Origin of the sequence: Pseudomonas sp. EA_65y_Pfl2_P74, from assembly GCF_963970575.1 — a bacterium.
Classification (GTDB): domain Bacteria; phylum Pseudomonadota; class Gammaproteobacteria; order Pseudomonadales; family Pseudomonadaceae; genus Aquipseudomonas; species Aquipseudomonas baetica_A.
The window spans coordinates 65577-90430 of sequence record NZ_CAXAOQ010000032.1; the positions used below are offsets into that span (position 1 = coordinate 65577).

General features: G+C 56.6%; 26 protein-coding genes and 1 pseudogene. 19 read left to right on the forward strand and 8 right to left on the reverse strand.

Annotation, left to right across the window (positions count from 1 at the left end; genetic code table 11):
• The first annotated feature begins 26 nt into the window (after positions 1-26).
• From AACY18_RS22940 to AACY18_RS22965, 6 genes are read left to right on the forward strand one after another with little or no spacing between them, the layout of a single operon-like run.
• Complete coding sequence (locus tag AACY18_RS22940) at positions 27-1109, forward strand: glycosyltransferase (RefSeq protein ID WP_339466205.1); 1083 nt, start codon at positions 27-29, stop codon at positions 1107-1109.
• 14 nt (positions 1110-1123) lie between these two features.
• Positions 1124-2236: a polysaccharide pyruvyl transferase family protein gene (locus AACY18_RS22945; protein ID WP_339433359.1), complete on the forward strand. Its 1113-nt coding sequence runs from the start codon at positions 1124-1126 to the stop codon at positions 2234-2236.
• Positions 2233-3465, forward strand: a complete 1233-nt coding sequence (locus AACY18_RS22950; protein WP_339466206.1) for a polysaccharide biosynthesis C-terminal domain-containing protein — start codon at positions 2233-2235, stop codon at positions 3463-3465. Before AACY18_RS22945 ends, AACY18_RS22950 begins: the two co-directional genes overlap by 4 nt.
• On the forward strand, positions 3456-4559 hold the full coding sequence (locus tag AACY18_RS22955; RefSeq protein ID WP_339433357.1) for a hypothetical protein: 1104 nt from the start codon (positions 3456-3458) through the stop codon (positions 4557-4559). The genes AACY18_RS22950 and AACY18_RS22955 overlap by 10 nt, the downstream gene beginning before the upstream one ends.
• A 12-nt stretch (positions 4560-4571) precedes the next feature.
• Positions 4572-5615 (forward strand): acyltransferase family protein, encoded by a 1044-nt coding sequence (locus tag AACY18_RS22960; protein ID WP_339433356.1) that lies wholly within the window; start codon positions 4572-4574, stop codon positions 5613-5615.
• A 37-nt stretch (positions 5616-5652) separates the two neighbouring features.
• On the forward strand, positions 5653-6789 hold the full coding sequence (locus tag AACY18_RS22965; RefSeq protein ID WP_339466207.1) for an SGNH/GDSL hydrolase family protein: 1137 nt from the start codon (positions 5653-5655) through the stop codon (positions 6787-6789).
• 31 nt (positions 6790-6820) lie between these two features.
• Here the strand turns inward: AACY18_RS22965 and AACY18_RS22970 are convergent, their stop codons facing one another.
• On the reverse strand, positions 6821-7231 hold the full coding sequence (locus AACY18_RS22970; protein WP_339433354.1) for a mannose-1-phosphate guanylyltransferase: 411 nt from the start codon (positions 7229-7231) through the stop codon (positions 6821-6823).
• A gap of 44 nt (positions 7232-7275) precedes the next feature.
• Positions 7276-8109, reverse strand: a complete 834-nt coding sequence (galU, locus tag AACY18_RS22975; protein WP_339433353.1) for a UTP--glucose-1-phosphate uridylyltransferase GalU — start codon at positions 8107-8109, stop codon at positions 7276-7278.
• A 390-nt stretch (positions 8110-8499) separates the two neighbouring features.
• Here galU and galE point away from each other — a divergent pair, with 390 nt between their 5' ends.
• The 6 genes from galE to AACY18_RS23005 all read left to right on the forward strand — a co-directional run bounded on the left by galE (position 8500) and on the right by AACY18_RS23005 (position 14700).
• On the forward strand, positions 8500-9516 hold the full coding sequence (galE, locus tag AACY18_RS22980) for a UDP-glucose 4-epimerase GalE (RefSeq protein WP_339433352.1): 1017 nt from the start codon (positions 8500-8502) through the stop codon (positions 9514-9516).
• Between the two features lie 231 nt (positions 9517-9747).
• Complete coding sequence (locus AACY18_RS22985; RefSeq protein WP_129394762.1) at positions 9748-9984, forward strand: hypothetical protein; 237 nt, start codon at positions 9748-9750, stop codon at positions 9982-9984.
• A gap of 144 nt (positions 9985-10128) precedes the next feature.
• The gene (locus AACY18_RS22990) at positions 10129-11190 is read left to right on the forward strand and encodes a polysaccharide biosynthesis/export family protein (RefSeq protein ID WP_339466209.1); all 1062 of its coding nucleotides are present in this window, start codon (positions 10129-10131) and stop codon (positions 11188-11190) included.
• An 11-nt stretch (positions 11191-11201) separates the two neighbouring features.
• Positions 11202-11867, forward strand: coding sequence for a YjbF family lipoprotein (locus tag AACY18_RS22995; protein WP_339433350.1), 666 nt, complete (start codon positions 11202-11204; stop codon positions 11865-11867).
• Positions 11864-12625: a capsule biosynthesis GfcC family protein gene (locus AACY18_RS23000; RefSeq protein WP_401160224.1), complete on the forward strand. Its 762-nt coding sequence runs from the start codon at positions 11864-11866 to the stop codon at positions 12623-12625. The genes AACY18_RS22995 and AACY18_RS23000 overlap by 4 nt, the downstream gene beginning before the upstream one ends.
• Positions 12622-14700 (forward strand): YjbH domain-containing protein, encoded by a 2079-nt coding sequence (locus tag AACY18_RS23005; RefSeq protein WP_339433348.1) that lies wholly within the window; start codon positions 12622-12624, stop codon positions 14698-14700. The genes AACY18_RS23000 and AACY18_RS23005 overlap by 4 nt, the downstream gene beginning before the upstream one ends.
• A 285-nt stretch (positions 14701-14985) precedes the next feature.
• On the opposite strand, the gene AACY18_RS23010 is transcribed toward AACY18_RS23005, so the two are convergent.
• The 3 genes from AACY18_RS23010 to AACY18_RS23020 all read right to left on the reverse strand — a co-directional run bounded on the left by AACY18_RS23010 (position 14986) and on the right by AACY18_RS23020 (position 18423).
• Entirely contained in the window at positions 14986-16380 is a 1395-nt protein-coding gene (locus AACY18_RS23010) for an undecaprenyl-phosphate glucose phosphotransferase (protein ID WP_339433347.1), read from the reverse strand.
• Positions 16381-16770: 390 nt separating this feature from the next.
• Positions 16771-17412 carry a winged helix-turn-helix domain-containing protein gene (locus AACY18_RS23015; protein ID WP_339433346.1) on the reverse strand — a complete coding sequence of 214 codons (642 nt, stop codon included), beginning with the start codon at positions 17410-17412 and terminating at the stop codon, positions 16771-16773.
• A 270-nt stretch (positions 17413-17682) separates the two neighbouring features.
• Positions 17683-18423: a winged helix-turn-helix domain-containing protein gene (locus AACY18_RS23020; protein WP_339433345.1), complete on the reverse strand. Its 741-nt coding sequence runs from the start codon at positions 18421-18423 to the stop codon at positions 17683-17685.
• A 503-nt stretch (positions 18424-18926) separates the two neighbouring features.
• Between AACY18_RS23020 and AACY18_RS23025 the strand changes: the two genes are divergently transcribed.
• Positions 18927-19760: an undecaprenyl-diphosphate phosphatase gene (locus AACY18_RS23025; protein ID WP_339466211.1), complete on the forward strand. Its 834-nt coding sequence runs from the start codon at positions 18927-18929 to the stop codon at positions 19758-19760.
• 49 nt (positions 19761-19809) lie between these two features.
• Here the strand turns inward: AACY18_RS23025 and dusA are convergent, their stop codons facing one another.
• Positions 19810-20784, reverse strand: a complete 975-nt coding sequence (gene dusA / locus AACY18_RS23030; RefSeq protein WP_339466212.1) for a tRNA dihydrouridine(20/20a) synthase DusA — start codon at positions 20782-20784, stop codon at positions 19810-19812.
• Between the two features lie 139 nt (positions 20785-20923).
• Here dusA and AACY18_RS23035 point away from each other — a divergent pair.
• The 6 genes and pseudogenes from AACY18_RS23035 to AACY18_RS23060 all read left to right on the forward strand — a co-directional run.
• Positions 20924-21172 (forward strand): annotated as a pseudogene (locus tag AACY18_RS23035) (site-specific integrase); the annotation flags it as partial.
• A 249-nt stretch (positions 21173-21421) separates the two neighbouring features.
• Positions 21422-21742: a YbjQ family protein gene (locus tag AACY18_RS23040; protein ID WP_221734375.1), complete on the forward strand. Its 321-nt coding sequence runs from the start codon at positions 21422-21424 to the stop codon at positions 21740-21742.
• Between the two features lie 204 nt (positions 21743-21946).
• A complete protein-coding gene (locus AACY18_RS23045) occupies positions 21947-22135 on the forward strand; it encodes a hypothetical protein (protein ID WP_339466213.1) in 189 nt (62 codons plus the stop codon).
• A 291-nt stretch (positions 22136-22426) separates the two neighbouring features.
• A complete protein-coding gene (locus AACY18_RS23050) occupies positions 22427-22798 on the forward strand; it encodes a glycine zipper domain-containing protein (protein WP_339433341.1) in 372 nt (123 codons plus the stop codon).
• 170 nt (positions 22799-22968) lie between these two features.
• A complete protein-coding gene (locus AACY18_RS23055) occupies positions 22969-23391 on the forward strand; it encodes a glycine zipper domain-containing protein (protein ID WP_339433340.1) in 423 nt (140 codons plus the stop codon).
• Positions 23392-23514: 123 nt separating this feature from the next.
• Positions 23515-23682 carry a hypothetical protein gene (locus tag AACY18_RS23060; RefSeq protein ID WP_339433339.1) on the forward strand — a complete coding sequence of 56 codons (168 nt, stop codon included), beginning with the start codon at positions 23515-23517 and terminating at the stop codon, positions 23680-23682.
• A gap of 151 nt (positions 23683-23833) precedes the next feature.
• Here the strand turns inward: AACY18_RS23060 and AACY18_RS23065 are convergent, their stop codons facing one another.
• The gene (locus AACY18_RS23065; protein WP_339433338.1) at positions 23834-24265 is read right to left on the reverse strand and encodes a DUF6896 domain-containing protein; all 432 of its coding nucleotides are present in this window, start codon (positions 24263-24265) and stop codon (positions 23834-23836) included.
• A partial coding sequence (locus AACY18_RS23070) for an RHS repeat-associated core and ParB domain-containing protein (RefSeq protein ID WP_339466214.1) occupies positions 24262-24854 on the reverse strand: 593 nt, incomplete at its 5' end. The genes AACY18_RS23070 and AACY18_RS23065, both read right to left, overlap by 4 nt.

A 24854-nucleotide genomic window follows, 5' to 3' on the forward strand; every position in this document is an offset into this window, starting at 1 on the left:
CCTTACATGTTTGAAGTGGGTGAGTTGTGAAGAAAATACTGCACGTAGCAGAGACGATCAAAGGTGGCGTCGCGACCGTCATTCGGACGATCTCGGCATCGCCCGAAGGCGACGCGGCGAACTACCAACGGGTTTACCTGGTCCCGCAGGATCAGGAAAAAGAATTGCACGGCATTCCCGCGCCTCAGATTCGCACCTTCGCCCGAACCGGACGCAATGTGTCGTCGCTGCTGCGTTTCGCCTGGCGTCTGGCCCAGGTGATGCTCAAGGAAAAACCCGACGTGGTGCATTTGCACAGCACTTTTTCCGGGGTGATCGGCCGTTGCGTGTGCGTGCTGTTGAGGCCATGGCGCAAGCCGAAAATCGTTTACTGCCCGCACGCCTTTTCGTTCCTGATGGAAAGTTCGCCAATCAAGCAGAAGGCCTATGCGTGGATTGAGCGCGTGCTGCAGAAGGTCACCGACGTGATCATTTGCGTGAGCCAGTACGAGCTGGATAGCGCCGCGAAATTTGGCATCGAGCGCAAGCGCATGACGCTGATCTACAACGGCATTCATCAACGCGACGAAGTACCGAAAGTCGATAGTCCGGAGCCGATTCATCTGCTGTTTGTTGGCCGTCTCGACTACCAAAAAGGCTTCGACGTATTACTCAAGGCCTTCGCCAAGGTGCAACGCAGCGATTTGAAACTGACGGTGGTCGGCAGTGCGGTTAATGAAGATTCGGTCGAATGCCCACCGATGGACGCCGTTGAATACCTGCCTTGGGTCACGCCCAGCGAAGTTCAGGCGCTCTACCAGAAAGCCGATGCGCTGATTGTGCCCAGTCGCTGGGAAGGGTTTGCCATGGTGCCGCTGGAAGGCATGGCCATGGGCTTGCCGGTGATTGCCAGTAACTGCACGTCACTGCCCGAACTGGTTACCAACGAGGTGTCCGGTTACGTCTTCCCGACCGGAGATCACCAGGCCCTGGCCGATGTGCTGGGGAAAATCCAGAAGCCCCGATTGCTCGACCTCGGCAACGAAGGTCGCAACATCGTGCGTGAGCGCTTCAGCGCCACGTTGATGATCCGCCAGACCTACGACGTGTATTGCGCCCCCACTTATTAAGTAGAACTCAGCTTATGAACGTAACGATTTTGCATGGCTACAGTGCGTCCAACTCCGGTGACGGCCTGCTCGTGGATCTGGCGATTGCCCTGGTGCAGCGCAATTTTGGCGACGACACGGCGATCAGTGTCGTGGCCTCCGATCCCGAGTCCTTCAGCTACCTGCCACACCCGCGTTTTGACGCGCCAGTGATGGCGGCCAAGGGATTGGGGCGGGTCAAGCAAGCTGTGTTCCTCAATCAGTCTTACGCAGGCCTTGCTGACCTGCTGAAGAAAACCGATCTGATTGTCGGCGTCGGCGGTGGCTACATGCGCTCCAAAAGTGCCTTCGAGCACATCAAGTTGAAACTGGGCCACGCCAAGCAACTGGAAACCGCGATCCTCAGTAACGTCCCTTCGATTTATCTGCCGCAAAGCATCGGGCCCTTCCATGGCGAGAGCCGCAAGATCGTCGAGCACTACGCCAGCGCCGATGCGGTGTTCGTGCGCGACAACCGCTCCTCGGCGATGTTCGACGCCTGTGCAAACGTGTACCGCGCGCCGGATCTGGCGGTGCAGTCATTGGCCAGCAAAATCCTGCAGCAGCCGAAATTCACCCGTTGCGCGTCGTCGCCGGCAACCGTCTGCGTGGTGCTGCGCAAGCCGCCGCAGTGGAGCAAGGAAAAGAAAATCGCCTACGTGGCCAACCTGAAGTTGTTGCTGCAGCGGTTGAAGGGCAAAAGCAAGGTCGTCTGCGCCGTCCAGAGCGCCGTTCGCGGCAACGATGACGGCGCGTTTTATCGCGAACTGGGCATTACCGAAGACCTGCTGCCCTTGAAGGCGACGCTGGCCAAATATCAGCCGGATCTGGTGATCTCCGTGCGTTTGCATGGCGCCATCGAATCGCTGCTCAGCGGCGTTCCGGCGTATCACATCAGCTACGAGCGCAAAGGCTTTGGCGCCTATCAGGACATGGGCGTGGAAGACTGGGTGATCAACGGTGGCGACATCAATGTCGACACCATCCTCGACACGGTTTACGCGCCGAACGCACTGGCGAATTTTGGCAAGCGCCTGACTGACACCTGCCGCGAGATCGAGGCGAAAACCGTGGCCATGGACGACATCATCAAAGGTGTCGTTCGATGATATTTCGGCTACTGCTTCGCGGCGGAGCATTGGGCGCGAAGTTTTTGCTGGTGCTGGCCATCACCCATTTCCTCGGTTACGAGGCGTTGGGTTTTTACGGCGTGGTCGTGGCGGCCTCGTTGATCGCGTCGAAGTTCTACAGCGTCGGTTTCAGTTCCGAGATCAATCGGTTGATCAGCGTGGGTGGCAGTTCGCGCCGGGTCGTCGACAATGTCTTGCTGCTGTATCTGGCGGTGGGGCTGGTGTTGTCGCTGGTGACCGTGGGGATTTATTCACTGTACCAGCAGGTCGAGGCGACGAGCGCGCTGATCCTCTGCGTGACGCTGGTGTTGCTCACTGAACACCTGTCGTTTGAACTCAACGCCTTCGTGTTTTCCGCGCAGAAAGCCACGGCGGGCGCGCTGCTGTTTTTCATCAAAACCGGGCTGTGGGCGGTTTTGGCGGTGGGCGGGATGATGCTCGGCTGGATCTCGGGGATTGTCAGTGTGTTGTGGCTGTGGGTTGCCGCCAACGTGCTGGTGATCGTCGCCGGTTACCTGATAGTGGTGAACGTTCACAAAGGCCGGACGAGCGGCACGCTAGCCACGGCAACCGTGTGGAAGGCCGGGTTGCCGTTTTATCTCGGCACCGGATTGATCGCGTTGAGTCAGTACGCCGAACGCTTTCTGATCATTGATCTGGAACCCTACGCCAGCCTCGGTAAATACGTGTACGCGTGGTCGGCGGCCAACACCTTGCAGGCTCTGTCTTACGCGGTGGTGGCGGTGGTGGGCATTCCGGTACTGGCCAAGCGGTTTCAGGCCGATCAACAGCCGTTCACGGTCAAGCAATTGTTCGTGAACAAATGGGTGATGCGCTCGCTGCTGGTGTCTGCGGCGGTCGCGGTGGCGATTTATCTGTTCTTTAACGTGGTGCTCGATTACGTCGCCACCCCTGTGCCGCGTCCAGACAACGCGATCCTCGGCGTACTGATTTTTTCCTTTGCGTTGCGCGCCATTGGCGACATCGTCTGGGGTGGTTTGATCGCTTCGAAGAACAGCCGCGTATCACTGCTCAGTGCAGCCATTTGCCTGTTGATTTCGGTGCCGGTCAGCTACGTGCTGATCAAGCACTATTCGATCTACGGCGCCGCGTGGGGCAACGTCTTTGCGGTCATCGTTCAGCTCGGCGTCATTGCCGTGTTGACCCGTGTGACCCGGGCGAAAAAGGCCGCGCTGTCATGGGCCTGAAGCTGCCGTGCATCGAGTTTCGTGGCAAGAAACTCGATTCGTCGATCTCGTTCCTGATTTTGTTCACCGGGTTGTTTCTGTCGGTGGCCATGCCGCTGCTGATCCCCCGCGATCCGGGGCCGGATGCGATGACGTTGTGGTCGTCCTACGCCCGTGCCGACAACTGCAATTTCTGGAACCCGTTCTCGCCGGATCGTTCGTCCTACGAATGTTCGGCGTTCCTGCTGCGGCCCACCGGGATCAACCTGACCAACGCCTGGGCCTACGGGATGTTCTGCAATTTTTTCCTCACGGCGATTCCGGTGGTGGTGTTCCGGCGCATGCCGCTGGCGATTTTCGGCACCCTGTGTCTGTGGGGCATCGTTCGCTCGTTTTTCCTGGAAAACCTGACCAAGGAAATCATCGTGTCGGTGGCCGTGTTGAGTATTTTGCTCAGCTCGTTGACGCGCAAATACCGTGGCGGGTTTTTTCTGTCGGCGGTGATCTACGGCGTGCTGATCCGGCCCTACTGGATTCTGTTTTCGCTGTCCTGGGTCGGCGTCTGCGTGATGAAGAAGTACGTCTCGCGCTTCACTTTTTTCCTGATGCTGTTCCTGTTCTACCTGGCCGTCGCCATGGCCATTCAGGTGGCGCTCGGGTTTCCGGTGTCGTCGATCCGTGCCAGCAACAACGAGTTGCGCACGGCGGGCGAGGAGGGGTCGAAATCGTTGATCGTGTCCTGGCTCAGTGGCGGTGACTTCGTCTCGCAGGCGCTGGACTCGATGATCATCTTCTTCCGGCTGTCGTTCCCGGTGGAGTTGATTCTGTTGTCCGGACCGGGGCAGGTGATCTTCGTCGCATTGATGATCATGACCGCGCTGCTGCTGTTCAAAGTCATCACTTCGACCGACTACAAAGGTGCGCCGATCCAGACCAAACCCAAGGAGCTGATCGCGATACCCCTGGCGTTTTTGCTGGTGCAGGGCCTGTTCGAACCGGACTTCGGTTCCTTCGCCCGGCACTTCTCCATGGTGGTGCCGGTGCTGTTTGTCGGTCTGGGATTGATGCTGCGGGCCAACAAACCCGTGCAGGTCGAATCAAGAATTCTGAATTGAGGCAGGTGCTTTATGTCGAGCAAGAAAAAGTCCCTGGAGATCGAAACCCTGCGCGGCCTGGCATGCCTGCTGTTGGTGCTCTATCACGTCATCGGTCCGTTGGGCGGTGGTTTGAAAATAGACATCGGCTCGCCGTTTCGAGTGATCGCCGACTCGATGGTGTATGTGCGCATGCCGCTGTTCACCTTCATTTCCGGATACATCTACGCCCTCTACAAAATTCGCGGCAATGACTTTTCCGCGTTCTTCGCCGGTAAGGTGCGGCGGCTGATCGTGCCGTTGTTCTGCGTGGGCGTACCGTTCTCGGTATTGCAAGCGGTGGGGCCTGGGGTGAACAAGGACGTCGGCGTGATAGACGCGTTGTTGTCGTTCTGGGTGCCGATCAACCACTTCTGGTTCCTGCAGGCGGTGTTCATCATTTTCATGTTCGTCGGCTTGCTGGAGTGGCGTGGCTTGCTGCGTTCGGCAACGCGCTTGTACCTGCTGTTTGCTTTCGCGGCGGCGGTGTTTTTGCTGCCGCCGTTCACGTTCGATGCCTTCGGCATCAATGGCGCCCTTTACCTGTTGCCGTTTTTTGTGGCGGGGATGATTGGTCAGGCAAACGTCAGCCAGTTGAAGCAGACATTCAAGGTGATCGGCCCGCTGGTGTTCGTGCTGATTTCGCTGGCCTTGCTGTACGTGGCGGCGGAGGACCGGGCGTTGATCGTCGACCGTCGCAGCCTGATCGGGTTGACCGTGGGCTGCGTCTCTTGCTTGGCACTGTTGTCGAGTGACATGCGCTCGAAGTGGCTGACGTGGTTGGGCGGCTATTCCTATGCGATTTTCCTGTTCCATGTGCTGTTCGCCGCCACGTCGCGGTTCGTACTGGGACGGTTGGGCGTGAAGGATGAAAGCCTTCTGGTACTCGGCGGCGTTGCGTGTGGCTTGCTGGGGCCGGTGGTGCTGTCGCTGGTTTTCAGTCGATTCAACTTCACGTCTGTGCTGTTTTTGGGTGAGCGGGCGGCGGTGAAGAAACCGGTGGCGACCATCGCACCGGTTGCGCAGATCAATCGCTAGAAGCTTCGCGGGCATCTCAGACTGAAGGAATTGATCCATGGTTGCAGTCGATGACGGCCAGCCTGTTGCGGCGTCGGTGATAGAGGTCGGTGATGCGCGCGAGCGCTTTGCAAAGTGGCGAGAAGGCCAGGCCGGCAAAGTGTTGTCGGTCTCGGTGATCGGCGACAGCTACAGCGCCGGGCAGGATTTCTATCTGAACAAACTGGTGCAGCGAGTAGCCGGGGAGGTCGGTTTCGCCGGGCCTGGCTACGTTGGTTTCAACCATGGCGCAGCACTGGGCGGCACGCATTTCAAATACACCCGCCGCAGTGAAAAGTACTTTGGTGGTGACTGGCGGGTGTCTGGCCTCGGTCAGGCCAGCCCGGATAGCCGCACCCTCACCGGTCGGCCCGGTTCATGGCTGCAAATAGACGCCCGCCCGACACCGGCCATCGACACCGTGATTACTCAGGCAAAGTTGCTTTACCTCGGCAACGGTCAATCCAGTGAAATCCGCTACCGCTGGACGCCATCCGAGAACTGGCGACCCTTGACGCTCGCAGGTGTCGGGGTTCAGGAGGTGCCATTGCCGGGCACACCGGCCGCGGCTGATTGGGCATTCAAACTGGAAGTGGTGAAAGGCGCGCCCACGCTGTTCGGCGTCTGGATGAGCAACGATCAGAACGGCATTCGCGTCTCCAAACTGGCGGCGTCCGGCGCAGCGTCCGCCGATTTCTATCACCGCGATCCACAGTGGCAGATGCAGTGGAAAGCCGTGGTGGCGAAGATCCCTGCCGATATTTACCTGATCATGCTCGGTGGCAACGATCAGGGCTTTGGCGTGACGCCTGCGCAGTATCTGCAGAACGTTCAGGGCCTGGTGGGGATGATCCGCGAGATTCAACCGGCGGCGAGCATCAACCTGATCATGCGGCAGGACACCACGCGCTCCAGTGCCTATCCGATGTCGGCTTACGCACAGGTTTTAGCGCCTTGGGCACGGGAACAGCATCTGGGTTACGCCAACCTGCAATGTGCGTTCGGCGCCGACGTCAGACGCTACGCCGCTACGATGATCGGCCCGGACAGGATCCATCCGCAGCCCGCCACGGGCGGCAAGGTGATTGCCGATTATTTCTACCGCTGGATCGTGGGTGGCAGGGAAGGCAGCTGCAACGAAACACCTGCCCTGTAACCCACTTTGATCAGCTTGAAACGTTGTGTGTTCAAGCTTTTTCGAACGCATCCAACTGACTCAACAGTTCGGCGGTTTTCTGCGGCATCAACCGCGTATCACAACGGGTTTCCACGTTGATGATGATCCCTGGATCGTTGCAGCAGATGCGTACGCGAAAGCGCCAGTCGCTGAGTATCACTTTCAGGCCATCGCGGTCATCCATCTCCAGTGCCTGCTCACCATAGATGCTTTTCAAATGCGCGAGCAGGGGATAGGGATCGGACATCGACCGGCGAATATCACCGGACGAAGGAAACATGCCGATGCGCTCAACCAGCAAAATCGTGCCCAGCCACGACTCATTGGCGCTGGGCAATGGCTGATGGCGTGACAACCAGCTCATCACCCCTTGGTTGCCCACTTCTCGTTCAATGTCTGCCGAATGTTGTGCAATGTTCATGGTTGTCTGCCTGAAGTGGAGAGTGGGCGGGGGATGTGGCCGGTTCAGCGGCCCTTGAGGTACACGTTTTCATAGCAGAAGTTGGTCGCCTGCAGATACCCTTCGGCGTCGCCGCAGTCAAAGCGCAAACCCTTGAATTTGTAGGCCAGCACGCAACCGTTCTGCGCCTGTTTCATCAACGCGTCGGTGATCTGGATCTCGCCACCTTTGCCTGGCTGGGTGTCGGCGATCAGGTCGAAGATGTCCGGTGTCAGAATGTAGCGGCCGATGATCGCCAGGTTCGAGGGGGCGTCCTGCGGCGCAGGTTTCTCCACCATGTTGTTGACCCGGTAGATGCCATCGGAAATCAACTCACCGGCGATCACGCCGTATTTGTGCGTCTGGTCGGCCGGGACTTCCTGGATGGCGACGATCGAGCAGCGGAATTTTTTGTAGAGCCGGATCATCTGGCTGAGTACGCCGTCACCTTCCAGGTTCAGGCACAAGTCATCGGCCAGTACCACGGCGAACGGTTCGTCGCCGATCAGTGGCCGACCGCTGAGAATCGCGTGGCCCAGGCCCTTCATTTCCACCTGGCGGGTGTAGGAGAAGGTGCAGGTGTCGATCAGCGCTCGGGTGCCGGCGAGGAATTTTTCCTTCTCGGTGCCGCGAATCTGGTGTTCGAGTTCGTAGCTGATGTCGAAGTGGTCTTCCAGCGCGCGCTTGCCGCGGCCAGTAACGATGGCCATGTGTTGCAGACCGGCGTCCCGCGCTTCTTCAACGGCGTACTCGATCAACGGCTTGTTGACGATCGGCAACATTTCCTTGGGCATCGCTTTAGTGGCCGGCAAGAAACGCGTGCCATAGCCGGCAGCGGGGAACAAACATTTACGAATCATAAAAGTATCCTGGACAGTCATGGAACACAGGCGACGATGGCAGGCCATAACAAATGGCTGCAAGTTTCAATGATGATTGAAGGTCTACTTTAATACCTGAGTCAGGTTGTTAATGGCAATGAATCGAGGGGGTAAAACATGGCAATGTTATGAGATGTCGGTCAGCGCGTTATTAGTTATTTTTAGTCGGTATCTGTTGATAGTGACAAGCACACTTGCAGTGCTAATAAGTACCGGGCAATAGAGTGTGACCTGCAAAGATATTTATTGCCAGTCATTGAACCAGTTTTGTTTTCGGTTGTTGTCGCCTTGTTTGTGTGGTGTACCACACAAAATCCAACAATGAGGCTTGACACGCTACTTGGCACTTATTCAATAACGGACCGCGCTATGAAAATTCTGGTAACCGGTGGTGCCGGCTATATTGGCTCGCACACCACACTTGCGCTGCTTGAAGCAGGTTATGAAGTTGTCGTGCTGGATAATCTGTGCAACAGCAGTGAAGCGGCGTTGCATGCGATAGAAGCCATCTGCGGCAAAAGTGCCTGGATGATTCGAGGCGATGTCTGTGACAGAGCCTTGCTCGACCGGATTTTCCGCGAGCACGCGATCGAGGCCGTGCTGCATTTTGCCGGGCTCAAGGCGGTGGGCGAGAGCGTGCGCAAGCCGCTTGCGTATTACGAAACCAACGTCAGCGGCAGCATCACGCTGTGCCAGGCGATGGCAGCGGCGGGGGTGTTTAACCTGGTGTTCAGCTCATCGGCCACGGTGTATGGCGAGCCTGAGCAAATGCCGATCCGCGAAGATTTCCCCACCGGCAATCCGACCAATCCCTACGGCCAATCCAAGCTGATCGTCGAGAACGTGCTGCGCGACCTGTGTCAGTCCGAGCCGCGCTGGAGCATCGCCCTGTTGCGTTACTTCAACCCGATCGGCGCCCACGACAGCGGCCATATGGGCGAGGACCCCAGCGGCATCCCCAACAATCTGCTGCCCTACATCAGCCAGGTGGCGGTCGGTAGCCTGCAAGAGTTGTCGATCTTCGGCGACGATTACCCCACCGTCGACGGCACGGGCGTGCGCGACTACATCCATGTCGTCGATCTGGCGGACGGGCATTTGAAGGCCTTGCAGTCCATCACCGGGCGCACCGGCATTCATACCTGGAACCTGGGCACTGGTGACGGTTACAGCGTGCTGCAAGTGCTGCACGCCTTCGAGCAGGCGAGCGGGCAGCCCGTTCCGTATCGGGTCATGCCGCGTCGCTCGGGCGATATTGCCGAGAGCTGGGCCGATGCCTCCAAGGCGGCGAGAGAACTGGGCTGGAAAGCCACGCGCAACTTGCAGGACATGGTCACCGACACTTGGCGCTGGCAATCGAATCATCCCAAGGGTTACTTGCGATGATGGCTATTTAACCCAATGTTATTTTCAGTCAGGTTGTTAGATAACGTCGGGAAATTACACTGGCAATGCTTATTGCAAGTCCGTAGATATAAACCTGCCGTTCGACTTTTATCAGTTGGGTAAGACTGTGAAAGAACAACGGATCTTGTTCGCGCTTTTTGCGGACTTGAACTCTACCACCTCTAGCACACACCCGATTTCGATCAGGTTGAATGTTAGAAAGGAGTTGATATGAAAAAAGTGATGGCAATTGCCCTGTTGACGATGTTGAGCAACTGGGCAGCCGCCGCTGAAGCGCCGCTGACAGCGGTAACCAATGTAGGTGGCAATGTAGCGGCTTCTCAAGCGCCTGCAGCCAGTACTGCAATGGTTGCCAGTGCTGTAGCGGCGTCCAACAGCGGTGGCAGTGCCAACGGCGGTACCACCGGTACGACGGGTACCACCGGTACCACCGGCACGCACAACTAACAGGAACATTTGTTAGTGCAGTACAAGGTCGCCCGACGTAAGTCGGGTGACTTTGTTTTTGGATTCGCCCTTGAATAGCGTAGTGCCATTATGACTCGTAGTTTTTCTCTTTTAATGTTGGCAAGTCTCGCTTTGCAAGGTTGCATGTTTTCCCCCGGCCAATACCTGAGCACCGGTGACATCACCCGCCAAGGGGCCAGTGAAAGTAGCCGGGTCGAGCTGATTCCGATCACCCCCAAACTGATTGCCATGAACCGCGCCACGCAAAAGCGTGAGCCGGTGCCGGCGGCACTGTTGGCAACGCCGTCCGAGTACCTCATCGGCAACAACGATGTCTTGTACATCACGGTGTGGGATCACCCAGAGCTGACGGCCCCGTCCGGCGCGCAACAACAGATCGACGCCAATGGCCGTCTGGTGCGTTCCGATGGCACGCTTTATTACCCCTACATCAAGGAAGTCCAGGCCGCCGGGCGAACCATTCAGCAACTGCGCTCAGACATCGAACAGCGGCTGTCGGCCTTCATCGCCGAGCCGCAAGTGGATGTCGCGGTGTTGCGTTTCGCCAGCCAGAAAGTCGTGGTGACCGGCGCGGTGACCAAGGCCGGCCCACAAGCGATTTCCACCACTCCACTGAGTGTGGTCGAGGCCCTCGGCTCAGCCGGCATCGACACCAGCAACGCTGACTTGTCCGGCCTGTTGCTGACGCGCCATGGGCAAACGTATCCGCTCAATCTCGACTCGCTCAACCAGCCGGATTCCGAGTTGCAGAACGTCTACCTCAAGGGTGGCGATAAGCTTTATCTGCCGTACAACGACAACAAGCGCATCTACGTCATGGGAGAGGTCAATCAGCCCCGTGCACTGAGCTTCAAGACCTCGACCATGAACCTCTCGGACGTGCTCGGCTCGGTCGGAGGCTTGAGTCAAACCACCTCCAACGGCAACGCGGTTTACGTCATTCGCGGGGTGGAAAACCTCGATGTCGAGCCGGCGAAGATCTACCAGTTGGAGGCCCAATCGCCGACCGCCATGGCGCTCGCTTCGCACTTCCAGGTGCGTCCTCAGGATGTTGTTTATGTCGGACCTGCCAACGTGACTCGCTGGAACCGCTTCATCAGCCAATTGGTGCCATCGGCATCGATTGTCGGTACGGGCGCTTCCGCTGCGAAGAACTGGAGCGAATACAGTAGCAACACCAAATAAGGCCGCCGACTGTGAACACCTTGAAAGTGGGCGTCTGCCTGATAGCGGCCACGTTGTTGTGTGGCTGCAACCCGTTGATGAGCGCTTCGTTGAACAACCTCAAAGCGGCGGTCATCGGCCCGGATGAAGTGGACGTGTCGGCGGCCGAAGTGGCCGGGGTCAATTATCCGCAACTCAAACTGACCACGCCGTCCGGCTCCGGGGTGCTGGCGCTGGTGCGCGAGCGTGAGGATCTGCAGTTCTGGGTCGCCTCCGGCAAGCAGGTGTTGCTGCTTCGTAACGGCCTCGCCGTGCGCAGCGTTGGCCTGGGCCTGGAGGGCGATCTGGATGGCATGCGTCAGTCCGACGATTCGCCGTTCAAACAAGGCCTGCATCAGGTTGCGGACGGCTACACCACGCGGCGCTGGATCGACCTCTACAAAGGCCAGGAGGTCGGCGTCATCGTCAACAGCCGCTTCTCCCGCCGATCCACGCAAACCCTCAGAATTCTTGATAAGGACTACACCGTGCTGCGTGTCGATGAGCAGATTGATGCCCCGGCCATCGGCCTGCGGGCGACCAATCGTTATTGGGTCGATCCGCGTGACGGTTTCATTATGCAGAGCGAGCAACAACTGACCTCGCAGTTACGCGTGAAGATTGTGCAACTGACGCCTGACCGCAGGCACATCCCGTGAAGCGGCTCGGTATGTTATCGGCGAGTCTGATGTTGATCAGCGCAATGAGCCACGCCGCCGTCACCGTCAGTGGCGATGTCGCCAATCCCGGGCCGGTCGAGTTGCCGGCGAATGGGCGCTTGCTCGATGTGATCAACGAGGCCGTGCCCAATGCCGAGGGTTATTGGCTGGCGGGTGTGCTGCTGCGTCAGTCACTGCTGCAAGAGCAGGCGCGGCTCAAGGCCGGTGTGCTGTTTGATCTGGATGTGTTGCGGCGTATGGCCTTGCTCTTCGATCGACCGGGTCGCGCAGCGCTGGCTGCGCGGTTGATCGAGGACGTTCGGCAGATGCCGGTCACTGGCCGGCAGATCGCCGATCTTGATCCGGTGGCATTGGAAGTTGGCTTTGCGCGCAACATTCGTCTCGACAACGGTGATCGGCTGATCTACCCGAAGCGGGTCGACGAAGTTGAAGTGCTTGGTGCAGTCGCCGAGCCTTGCCACTTGCCGTATCAGCCCTTGCAGGAGGCTCGCGACTACCTGCAAGACTGCACGATTCTGGCCGACGCCGAGGCCGACTATCTGTGGCTGATCCAGCCCAACGGCACTTCGCGGCGCGTTGGCATTGCCCACTGGAATCGCGAAAGCGGCCAGCTTCCCGTTGCCGGCAGCAAGATTTTTGTACCGGTAAAAAATGATGATCTTGATCCGCCTGTTCCTGAGCTGAATCAGCAGTTGGCTGAATTGATTGCCACGCAGTTGGTTGAGGTGGTTCGTTGAATTTACGGTTTGCAGCTGTGTTGTTATTGCCATGCGGGTTGGTTCATGCCGAGCCGCGCATTACCCAGAATGACTTCGGTGGCACGGGGCTGTTGCAAACGCCGACGGCGCGCATGGCGCCGGCCGGCGAGTTGAGCGTCAACGCCAACCGCACCGAGCCTTACAGCCGCTACAGCGTTTCGTTGCAGCCGCTCGATTGGCTCGAAGGTTCCTTTCGCTACACCGCAATCACCAACCGGCCATACGGCTCCGAGGCGCTGAGTGGCAGCCAGAGCTATAAGGATAAGGCGGTCGACGCCAAGGTCCGGCTGTGGCAGGAGAGTCATTGGGCGCCCGAAGTGGCGCTGGGCTTCCGGGATATCGGGGGTACGGGTTTGTTCTCCAGTGAGTTTTTCGTCGCCAACAAGCGCTACGACAACTTCGATTTCAGCGCCGGTATCGCGTGGGGCTATATCGGCAATCGCGGCGACTTCGACAACCCGTTGGGCTACGCCGATGACCGTTTCAAAACCCGCCCGGCAACTGAAGGTACTGGTGACGTCAACGCCGGTTCGTACTTTCGCGGCAGCCCCTCGCTTTTTGGCGGCGTGAGCTACCAGACGCCCTGGGATCGCCTCAGCCTGAAACTCGAATACGAAGGCAACGATTACAAAAGCGAACCGAAGGACAACGTGATCAAACAGGACTCGCCGATCAACCTCGGTGCGGTGTTCAAGGTCACCGATTCGATCGACCTCAGTGCAGCGTGGGAGCGTGGTAATACAGCGATGTTTGGCGTGACGTTCCACACCAATTTCGTCAGCCGCAAAGCCCCGGCCAAAACGTACGATCCCACTCCAGAGCCGTTGCCGGCAAAAATGCCGACCACGTCGATGGAACAGGTCAATTGGGCCGACGTGTCGCAACGCCTGCAGCAGAATGCCGGCTATAAGGTCGAGCGCATCAGCCAGCGCGATCGCGAGTTGATCGTGTATGGCGAGCAACAGCGCTACTTCCATTCGTCCAAGGCGGTCGGCCGTGCGAGCCGGGTTCTCGACAACAGCGTCAACGACGACATCGACTGGTTCACCCTGGTCAACAAACGCTACGACCTGCCGCTGGAAGAAACCAGCGTACCGCGCCAGACCTTCCGTGAAGTGATCAACAACGAAGAGCCGCTGGAGTCGTTGCACCGCACCACCGAGATCAACCCGGCGATGCCGCGCAACGAGAAGACTCTCTACACCGAAGCACCGCAGCACTTCAGTTATGGCGTTGGATTGGGCTTCAAACAGAACGTTGGCGGCCCCGATGGTTTGCTCTATCAGTTCAGTGCCGATGCGGACGCCGAATACCGCTTCAACCGCAACACCTGGTGGAGCGGCCTGCTCAGCGCCAACCTGGCGAACAACTTCGACAAGTTTTCCTACGATGCGCCGAGCGGCTTGCCGCGCGTGCGCACGGATTTACGTCAATACCTGACCACCTCCGAAGTGACCATGCCGTTGTTCCAGGTCAGCCATGCCGAACAGTTGGATAAAGACCTGTATGGCATGGTGTACGGCGGGTATCTGGAGTCGATGTTTGCCGGGGTTGGCGGGGAAGTACTGTTCCGTCCGACGGGTGAGCGTTGGTCGGTGGGAGCGGATCTCAACTACGTGCGTCAGCGCGATTTTGATCAGGGCTTCGCGCTGCGTGACTACTCGGTAGTGACCGGGCACATCACGGGCTACACCGACCTGCCCTACGACACGCTGGCGGCCGTCAGCGTCGGCCGATACCTGGCCGGCGACTGGGGCGGCACGCTGGACATCTCGCGTGAGTTTTTCAACGGCGTACGCTTTGGGGCCTGGGCGACGATCACCACCGCCGGCAGTGCCGAGTACGGTGAAGGTAGCTTCGACAAAGGCATCTACCTGTCCATTCCGTTCGACGAAATGATGAGCATGTCCACCATGCGCCGCGCCAACCTGGTGTGGGCGCCACTGACTCGTGACGGTGGCGCAAGGCTCAATCGCAGCTATCAATTGCACTCAATGACCGATAGCCGGGAAGGGGACATGTTCTATCGCAACTTCGAGAAGATCACCGAGTAACCCTCGCTAAACCGGTGGGAACCCCTGTGGAGCAGGCTTGCTCGCGACGGCGTCGGCACATCCAGCATTAATGTTGCCTGACCCACCGCCATCGCGGGCAAGCCACGCTCCCACCGTGTTATCTGCCGAACCCCAACCCCGCTGCCCGCCGAGAATCCCTGTGGGAGCGGGCTTGCTCGCGAAGGCGTCGGCACATTCAACATCGATGTCGCCTGCCCCCCCCAAAAAAAACAACAGGCACAAAAAAGGGGACTTTCGTCCCCTCGCGGTGTTAAGCCTTCAACCTCAGTAAATATCCTTCGACAGCAGTGTAAACGGTGTCTTCACCAGGATCTTCAGATCCAGCCACAATGACCAGCTATTGATGTATTGCAGGTCGATCTCAACACGCTTTTGCATCTTGTCGATGGTGTCCGTCTCGCCTCGGCAGCCGCTGATTTGAGCAAGCCCGGTGATCCCCGGTTTAATCCGGTGACGCGCCATGTAGGCAAGGATCTTCCCCGAGTAAAAATGGTTGTGCGCGACAGCATGGGGACGCGGCCCCACCAGGGCCATATGCCCTTGCAGCACGTTGAACAATTGCGGCAACTCGTCCAGCGATGTGCGACGGATAAAGCGGCCGACCGCCGTAATACGCGAGTCGTTACGGCTGGCCTGTTTCACTTCATGGTCATCGTGCATACGCATCGAGCGGAACTTCCAGACCTTGATCACCTTGCCGTTCCAGCCATGGCGATCCTGCTTGAAGAACACCGGGCCGGGCGAGTTGAGTTTGACCGCCAGCGCAATGACCAGTAGCACCGGACTCAGCAGGATGATGGCCAGCAGCGCCACACTTTTCTCCATCAGACTTTTGCTCAGGGCCGCCGTCGGGCGGCTGGTCAGCGGGCTCTCGTTCAGGTAGATCGCCGGCAGACCGTCCACGACTTTCACCGAGTGATTGAGCAGCGTCAGGCTGTTCAGATCCGGCACCCAGACAACGTCCACGTTGGCCCCCAGCAAATCGACATACATCGCTTCGATTTTCGCCGCTTCGCACAGCGGCAGCGTGATGTACAAGCGGCGGATGTCATGGGCCTCGATCAGCGTCAGCAACTCTTCCTGAGCGCCGACGATGCGCGGTGCGTCCGAGTCCAGGGCCGGCAGATCACCGTTGCTGACCAGACCCACCAACGGCAGGTTCTCCAGTTGGTTGAGCTTCTTCGCCAAGCCCAGTGCCAGTTCGCCTGTTCCTACAATCAGGGTCTTGTGCTCGCTTTTACGTGAGCGCTGATAGAACTTCGAAAACGCATGCAGCGGCGCGTACAGCAGTGCCTGACCCAGGAAGCCATACACCGCCCAACTCAGAATCACCTGTCGTGAGAAGAGTTCATCGGCCTTGCAGACAAAGGCGATGAAGGCCAGCGCCGCCATGGTCATGGACCAGCCCATCAACAGCCGACCCAACCCGGTCAGGTAATTGTCGCGTTTGCGATAAACGCCGCTAAACGTGTAAGCCGGGACCGAGGCCAATACCGCCAGCGTTGCGCACATTCGGTAGTAGAACGCCACGGTACCGGTGTGCTGTTCAGCGAGCATGAACAACAGCGTTACAACAAAGCCCTGTGCCAGCGCCCATTGGCCCCAAAAGGTCAGTCCTTTGAGGCCTGCGCTTCGATTGATACTAAGAGAAAGATCCATACGATATCCCCAAAAGACGTCCATTCAGGTTTCAACAGTTGAAAACCGAGTTGTTAGTCAGAGTTATTGTTTTTGTTTTAACGAGTGTCCTGAGGTAACAACGTCGATAGGCCGAACTGTCGTCAATCAATAGACTAAGTTATTGTCGGGGATGGTGTCTGACGAGTTCTAACAAGGTGGCATAGTGCCAACTCTTTAATAATTAAATAGAGGGGTGTTAGAAAAGGTCGTGGAGGAGGGGGTGAATAGGTGATGTCGTTTTTGTTACTGTTGTCGGGTGGAGGCAGGGATGTCTTATTTGGCGAAGGGAGGTAAAGTCAAACAGAGTGCTCTTCTTGTTTTTGTAATCGCACTGTTATCTGTTTGCTTTGTATGGAGCGGTCGCCGTGTTTACGCGACGATTTCCTGGATGAGGCAATAACCGCGATTTCTTACGGCACGGAACAATCGCTCACCCTTGCTGGCGCTTTTGAATTTGTCTTGCAGGCGACTCAGGCACATCTCCAGGCCGCGATACTGCTCCGGCTCTCGGCCGATGCTGAGGATCAGGTCATCGCGACTGACAACACGCTCTTCATGGTTAAGCATTTTCTTGACCAATGCTGTTTCCAGGCCAGTCAGACTGATTTCGACGCCTTCTTTGCTCAGTGCGCCCTGATCATCATCAAGATGCCAGGTTTCGCTGCAAGGCGTGTCGTCCATGATGACTGGAGGCGTGTTTGCCGGAACGCTGTGAAATGGATTCGCCGACTGTGCAGCCAGCCATTCGGACTCAAGAGTGGCCAATATTCGCTGTGTGTCATGTTCAATCGTGCGGGCGACGTTTCTTCGGGTGCCGTTTGCGTAGGTGAACTCCATCAGCATGGGGGCGGAAGAGGGCGAAGTAGCACCTTCAATAAACATTTGTGCCTGAGACGTACCAAACGAATTGAAGCGCTTGCTGGACAGCATGCTCTCAAGTTCACGCTGAGAACTTGTACTGTGAGTCACGACAACAAAATATTTTCTTGGGAGGGTTGTACTAGTTTCCATGTCTCTCTCCTAAATACACACCAAAAATGGCTAAAAGATAAATCGGCAGGCGAGCAATGACTTCCTTGGAAGTAATCGATAGGCAGGGTCTGGGCCCAATGATAGCTCTCGATGAATTCCACTCGATCTGCTGCTATGTTGTTGAATTTATTATTATGTTGGCGTGCTCATTCAAGCGCTTTGTTATTAGTAGGCGTGAGGTATAACTAGAGCTATATGGTTGCATCAGACGATCCTTCGTAAGTATGCAAAAGGGAGGGTGCCCTTGAGTCAGGCAGTCGATATCAGACCGCGCATCAGGCGATAGCCGTAGCCGCGGATGCTCTGAATCGCGTTCGTACCATACATGTCCTTGATTTTTCCACGCAAGCGGCTGATTGATTTTTCCAGCGCCCTGGGATCGTAGAAATTGGTATTGAGCCCCATGATATCGGCGATTTCATCGTGGCTGAGGATGTGATTACTGGTTTGCGCAAAGGCTTCCAGGATCTTCATTTCAGCGAAAGAAATATCCAGCTTCTTGCTGGTATCCATCAGGCAGATACGAGTGGGGTCGAGTGTCAGATTGACTTCTCTTTGCCATTCTTCACTGTTGAAGAATTCGCCAAGTGACTCGGCGCCATCGTCGCAAGGAGTGTTGACCTTGATACAAAAGTCCGCCCCGGCTAGAAAATACTTGATCTTGTTGAAGGCGCCGCGACCGGTGATGACCGCACAAATGATAGGTTTCAAGTTGTCAGTGCGCAGGCTCTCCACCAGCGCAAGATTCTCTTCAAGAGCCTGGGGGCTGTCGATGACAATGAAGATGGCTCGATACGAACCAGGGTGTTCATTCTGCTCATATGAACTAGTGTAGGCGTTGGCATCCAGTGCCATATCGCTTCGTATGTGCCGGGCGATCAGCGCTCTAAAGTGTTCAGCCACGCCACGGGTTCGACCCAGAGTGAGAACGCCGGGTTCGTCGTTTGTCGGGCGCGGACTTCTAGTCGCCAAGTTCCCTGAGAGCATCATGCATTGACTCGAATTAAGTGCTGACATCGGGATGTTAAAGCACTAATTCTCATCTGTGACTGACAATTGGTAACATTCACGCGATTTTTAGACGTGGCTCCCGAGTTTTATAACAATAATTAAGCATTCCATGCTTTTAGTTGATTTTCTCGAGGTGCTGAACTAGCTGCCAGATGGTGGCAATATGAAATTGTGCCACTATTTTGAATCAGTGGCCATTACTGGCCTGTGTCCTTTTGCCATTATCTAGCCATCGAAGAGAGTGTGATATTGATCACACTTTTCCCGGTTGGCAAACTTTTTCTATTAAAGTGCCTGAATATTTTTCGAGTAGTTCGTACGCGGACGATTACTAACATGGCTTGAGTGTGTCTTTTGATAAGGCATATTCTGCGTCGCCTACTCAGCAATGGGACGATACGGCAATTGTTTCAATACCGATACTCAATTTCTGAGTGCAGTTTTAACGGGTCGCTCGCCACGAGCACTCTGACGGAGGATTAATGGATTTCTGGACCCTTTTCCAGGTGTTGATATTAGGTGCGGTAGAGGGCCTGACCGAGTTCCTGCCTATCTCAAGTACCGGCCACCAGATTATCGTCGCCGACTTGCTGGATTTCGGCGGCGAACGTGCGATGGCCTTCAACATCATTATTCAACTGGGGGCCATTCTTGCCGTCGTCTGGGAGTTCCGGCCGAAGATCTTCGCCATCGCCAAAGGATTGCCCACTGAGCGTAATGCTCAGCGCTTCACCCTCAACTTGTTGATCGCCTTTCTCCCCGCCGTTGTACTGGGAGTATTGTTCGCTGACAAAATCCATCAATACCTGTTCAACCCCATCACCGTCGCTGTGGCTTTGGTCGTCGGCGGTGTTGTGATGCTGTGGGCCGAACAGCGTAATCACGTCGTGAGTGTCGATCACGTCGACGACATGCACTGGTCTGACGCGCTAAAGGTCGGTTTCGTACAATGCCTGGCGATGATTCCAGGCACCTCGCGCTCCGGCTCGACCATCATCGGCGGCCTGTTGTTCGGTCTGTCGCGCAAAGCCGCCACCGAGTTCTCGTTCTTCCTCGCCATGCCGACCATGGTCGGCGCCGCCGTGTACTCTGGCTACAAGTACCGCGACCTGTTTCAGCAAAGTGACCTGCCAGTCTTCGCCCTCGGCTTCGTTACTGCGTTTGTTTTCGCGATGATCGCCGTGCGCGGCCTGCTCAAGTTCATCGCCAACCACAGCTACGCCGCGTTCGCCTGGTATCGGATCGCGTTTGGCTTGCTGATACTGGCAACGTGGCTGTTCGGCTGGGTGAACTGGACGGCGGCAGCGGCGGGATGAGGATCAAGCCAGGCGAATCAGCTCGCCTGGCCAGTTTGAGGGGAGGGCATCAACGGCCTTCAAGCAACTCCGCCGCCTGATCCAGCAACGCCAGCGGATCCTTGGCCTTGTGAATATCCACCGACAACAACTGACGAAACTTGCGCGCCCCCGGGAACCCGGTGCCCAAGCCCAGCACATGCCGCGTGATGTGATGCATCGAGCCCCCGGCTTGCAAATGCTCGGCAATATAAGGCCGCAACTGCGCCAGCGCCTCAGCGCGGCTGATCACCGGCGCTGAACTAGCAAACAACTGCTGATCCACCTCCGCCAGCAAATACGGATTGTGATAAGCCTCACGCCCTAGCATCACCCCGTCGAAGGTCTGCAAATGCTCATGGCAAGCCTCTATCGTCTTGATCCCGCCGTTCAGTACAATCTCCAACGCCGGAAAATCCGCCTTCAACTGCGCGGCAACGTCATAGCGCAACGGCGGGATGTCGCGATTTTCCTTCGGCGATAACCCCTCCAGAATCGCAATCCGCGCATGCACTGTAAAACTGGTACACCCGGCATCCCGCACCGTCCCGACGAAATCACACAACTGCTCGTAACTGTCGCGCCCATTGATCCCGATCCGATGTTTCACCGTCACCGGAATCGACACTGCATCGCGCATCGCCTTCACACAATCGGCCACCAGTTGCGGATGCCCCATCAGGCACGCACCGATCATGTTGTTCTGCACACGATCGCTTGGGCAGCCGACATTGAGATTCACCTCGTCATAACCGTGTTCCTGGGCCATCCGCGCGCAAGCGGCCAGATCCAGCGGAACGCTACCGCCCAACTGCAACGCCAGCGGATGCTCGGCTTCGTTGTGACGGAGGAAACGTTCGTGATCGCCGTTAAGGAGCGCGCCGGTGGTGACCATCTCGGTGTAGAGCAGGGCGTTCTTCGACAGCAGGCGTAGGAAGAACCGGCAATGGCGGTCAGTCCAATCCATCATCGGGGCCACGCTGAAGCGGCGAGACAGCGTAGGCATTGGTTTTACTGGGCTAAGGCTCTGATTCTGTACCATTTTACTCAACGTGTTTTCGGCGTGTTTTAGGGCGTTTTCAGGCGTTTTTCAGGTCTCGGTGGTACGATGTACCACTTCAAAACTGACGCGTACCACTTTCGATATGGCAGCTATCAGGGCAAGAAAACTGGCGGATGGGTCTGTGAGCTACACCGCTCAGATCCGCATCAAGCGTGATGGGGTGCAAGTCTACCAAGAGAGCCAGACCTTCGCCCGAAAACAGGCTGCGCAGGCGTAGGCGCGTAAGTCGGAACTCGATGAGCCTGGTGCGATCGAGCGGGCAAGCCGCAAGGGCGCCACTGCCAAAGCGATGATTGATCAGTACCTGCGCAAAGTTGAAAGCGCGTGGCCGCATAGCATCGAGATGCTCTGTCCAGCCAACGCGCCACCAGCGGCCCCACCACCTAGGATAGTGCCTTGGCGCCCGGCTTCTTTAGGTTTGTTCTCGGCTTTGTATATCTCTGAGGCAGCAAAGGCAGGGGTTATGATCCAAGCGACTTTTCTCGTGACCTAGCATTAGGCGTGATGATCAACAGAGCAAGCGCTCAAGCTCGACTCAGTTGATAATCGCTTTTTTTCAAGTATGACAAGGATTGATCGGATGATTATCACCACCACGCCCTCAATTGAGGGGCGTCAGATAACGGCTTATCTGGATGTCGTTAGTGCCGAATCCGTGCAGGGCGTAAACGTGATTCGCGACATGTTCGCGGGGATGAGGGATTTTTTTGGTGGGCGCTCCCAGACCCTGGAGCGCGCGTTGAAAGAGGCGCGTATCCAGGCAACTGACGAGATCAAGGAACGAGCGCGTGCCTTGCAGGCGGACGCTTTGGTTGGAGTGGACTTCGAGATCAGCATGCCTGCGGGCAAGGGCGGTATGGTTGTGGTGTTCGCAACAGGGACAGCGGTCAAGTTGCGCTGATTATCGGCCCAAACTCGGTGGCCGATAGATTTCGCTGTCACCGTGTTCAAGTTGTTGTCAGTGGGTGTAGGCCGCTCGTCGGGCATGGGTCGATCTGAACCGCAAGTCCAGGAATGACCAGCTAGTCTCAAAAGTCTTGGAGGTCGATATTTTTTCAGGCAAAAGCGCTTTGCTGGTGTCGACCCATTTCTCAGGGGCGAAGGTATGACTGATCCGTATATCGAAGACGATGGTGCTGAGTTTCCATTGAACAATTGTGTACGATGCGGCCAGACCGATTATCAGGCTGGCTTTGGCGAGGATCCGGTTCAGATCGGCAAGATCAAGTCCACGGCACCCAAAGGGCCGAAGGCGAAGTTCCTGCCCAGGGTCGCGACTCGTGCCCGAAAATAGTCTGCAGCGAGCGACCCCGCCAACAAGCGGGGTTTTTTGCGTCTGACGAGTAGGCTGGAAATTTCCTACAGATGACGGGTGGCTTGGCAATGCTTTCACAAACTTTTCACGTCTATCAAAGTAGGGTGAAGCCATCCGTTAGAAAGCAAGTCTCCAGCCCGTCTCCCCAGCGGGCTTTTTTTTGCCTGCGATAAAACCTTTTGCGAAATCGCTGTCCAATCGGCGCCGAATGCGTGCCGACAGCATTGAATGCCGGCCAATTTTTTCATCGCGTTTTTTGAGGTTTTTGTCATGCGTTTAACACTGCCTGCTCTGGTTCTTGGGCTTCTGGTCGCTCAAAGTGCGATGGCTGCTGGAGATGGCACAGCTGCGCTCGGCGGTGGCCTGGGTGGCGCTCTGGGTAATGTGGTCGGCCAGAAAATGGGCGGCAGCAATGGTGCAGCGATTGGTGCTGGCGTGGCAGGCGCCGCAGGCAGTGCAATGGCGGCGCGTAAAGGCAGCCGGACCAAAGCAGCCATTGGCGGCGGTGTCGGTGCGGCCGGCGGTTCGATCATCGGCAACAGCCTCGGTGGCAGGAACGGTGCGACCATCGGTGCAGGTCTTGGCGGGGCGGCTGGCGGTGCGGTGGGCAGCAATCTGTCGAAAGGTCACAAGCGTCACTGAGACTGATCGTCTGTCTTCGTCCTGAAATAGGTTTAATCCTGTTCCACCTAAACGCCCGGTGCACCCCATCGGGCTTTTTCGTTGGTGAACGTTTGTTCCGCAGGCGGCTCCAATCTCACATAGGCCCTCTTTGGGGCGGATTATCCCGATTCGGGAACTGTGAGGTTCATATGCGACTGTCATTATCTGCACTGTTTTTCGGATTGCTGGTTTCGCAAGGCGTAATGGCTGCCGGCGACGGTACGGCGGCTGTAGGGGGCGGGCTGGGTGGTGCGTTGGGCAACGTGGTCGGCGGGCAACTCGGCGGGAGTACAGGCGCGGCTGTGGGGGCGGGCGTTGGCGGCGCGGCGGGCAGTGCCGTCGGGGCGAATAAACGCAATCGTACGGAAGCCGCCATTGGCGGAGGCCTCGGCGCAGCCGGCGGCTCGGTGATCGGTAACAGCCTGGGTGGTTCCGCGGGGTCAACCATCGGTGCAGGATTGGGTGGCGCGGCGGGTGGTGCGGTCGGCAATAATCTGGGTGACGATGGTGGGAAGTCTCATTCCGGTGGTGGTCATAAACATAAGAACAAACATAAAAACCGACATCATTGATTGACGATTCAACACAAACCCGGCCGTGTGCCGGGTTTCTCGTTTCTGCTGGTCAGTCTTTGGAACGATTGGCCCTGGGGCTTTTCGAACGTCATAGACTCCCCCGAATTCATGAGGTTTGCCATGACTCCCGAAACTGAAGGCAAGGAAGAGAAAGGCCCGAGTGGGCTGCCGTATATCAATGATCCGGGGAATGAGGATCCGGGGTCGCTGATGGATGATGCGACGGTGCCGTTGGATGATTCGGATGAGGCAGATATGGAGTCTGAGGAGGATGAGGATGAGCAATAAGTTGTCTTGAGAGTCGAGAACGGCAGCACACTGAATTTAAATATCCGGGGCCTGTACTTCAGGCCCTTTGATTCGGATCGGTTTGCTCGCGACGTCACGGTCGGTAAAACAGACGTAAAGGCGGACGAAAGCAAACCGACAAAAAATATTGTTATTTGGCAGTTAAGTCAGGGTTGACGAGTACGTAAAGGTTATCTGATGTCGACATTTTTTCTATTCGACCTGATGCGATGTATTCTTGAAATTCCTTTTCAACTGTTTTTTTGTCGCAGTATTTTTTATATTTAGATGGCCTATCGCTAGCGTAAATGTAAAGGCGCCATACATCAAAGCCGTCGATTCTGTTATCCGAACCATAATCAAAGTCCACTGATTCTGATGGGAAGTGAATGGCGCACCCTATGCCGTGTAGTTCATACTGAATTTCATCAGTTATTTCACCGCAGCGTTCGATTTGCTTGCTCCGCCAAAGTCTTAAAATATTCCGAGTGCCAAATTTTTTTTGTAGTAGTTCTGTTCCACTTTCAACTTTTGAAAGAAAGTCAGTTATCAGATCCCCAAGATTTTTATCGTCTTTTTTCATCTTCTTCTGTGATGCTCCAATCGGTCGTGTCCGACATTGTTAGCTGATTCAATGACTTCTTCGATCGTATTGAGCTCTCCTTTGTGCTCTCTGATGTTTGTGATCAGTTTTATAGTTATAGGCGTTGCTGTTTGTTTTGCAGCTGCTGCACGGTGATGTCCATCCAGAATATAGAAGTTGCCCTGATGTTCTGCTACGTCTATGGGATAGCTGACATCGTAGCCGCCTGCTCGCATTTGATCCCTTATTTTTTCGACGTGTTTAGTTGATTTTTTTCCCATAATTGCATGCGTTCGCTTCACTGAATGTGGGTCAACGCCATGAATCAAGTCCGGTAATTGTGGTTCACCCTCATCGACCTTAGCGCCACCAACCCCACCCGGCAGCTCACAACCCTGGTTCTTCGGCGGCGGACAATTGGAACTCAACCCCAACGGATCCACCCACCCCGTCGGATTCGGTACATACCGATACTGATTCAACCCACCCGCCAACTTCACCGGGTCCGGTGTCAGATACCTGCCCAGCCGTGGGTCGTAATACCGGTGCCGGTTGTAATGCAGCCCGCTTTCCCCATCGAAATACTGAC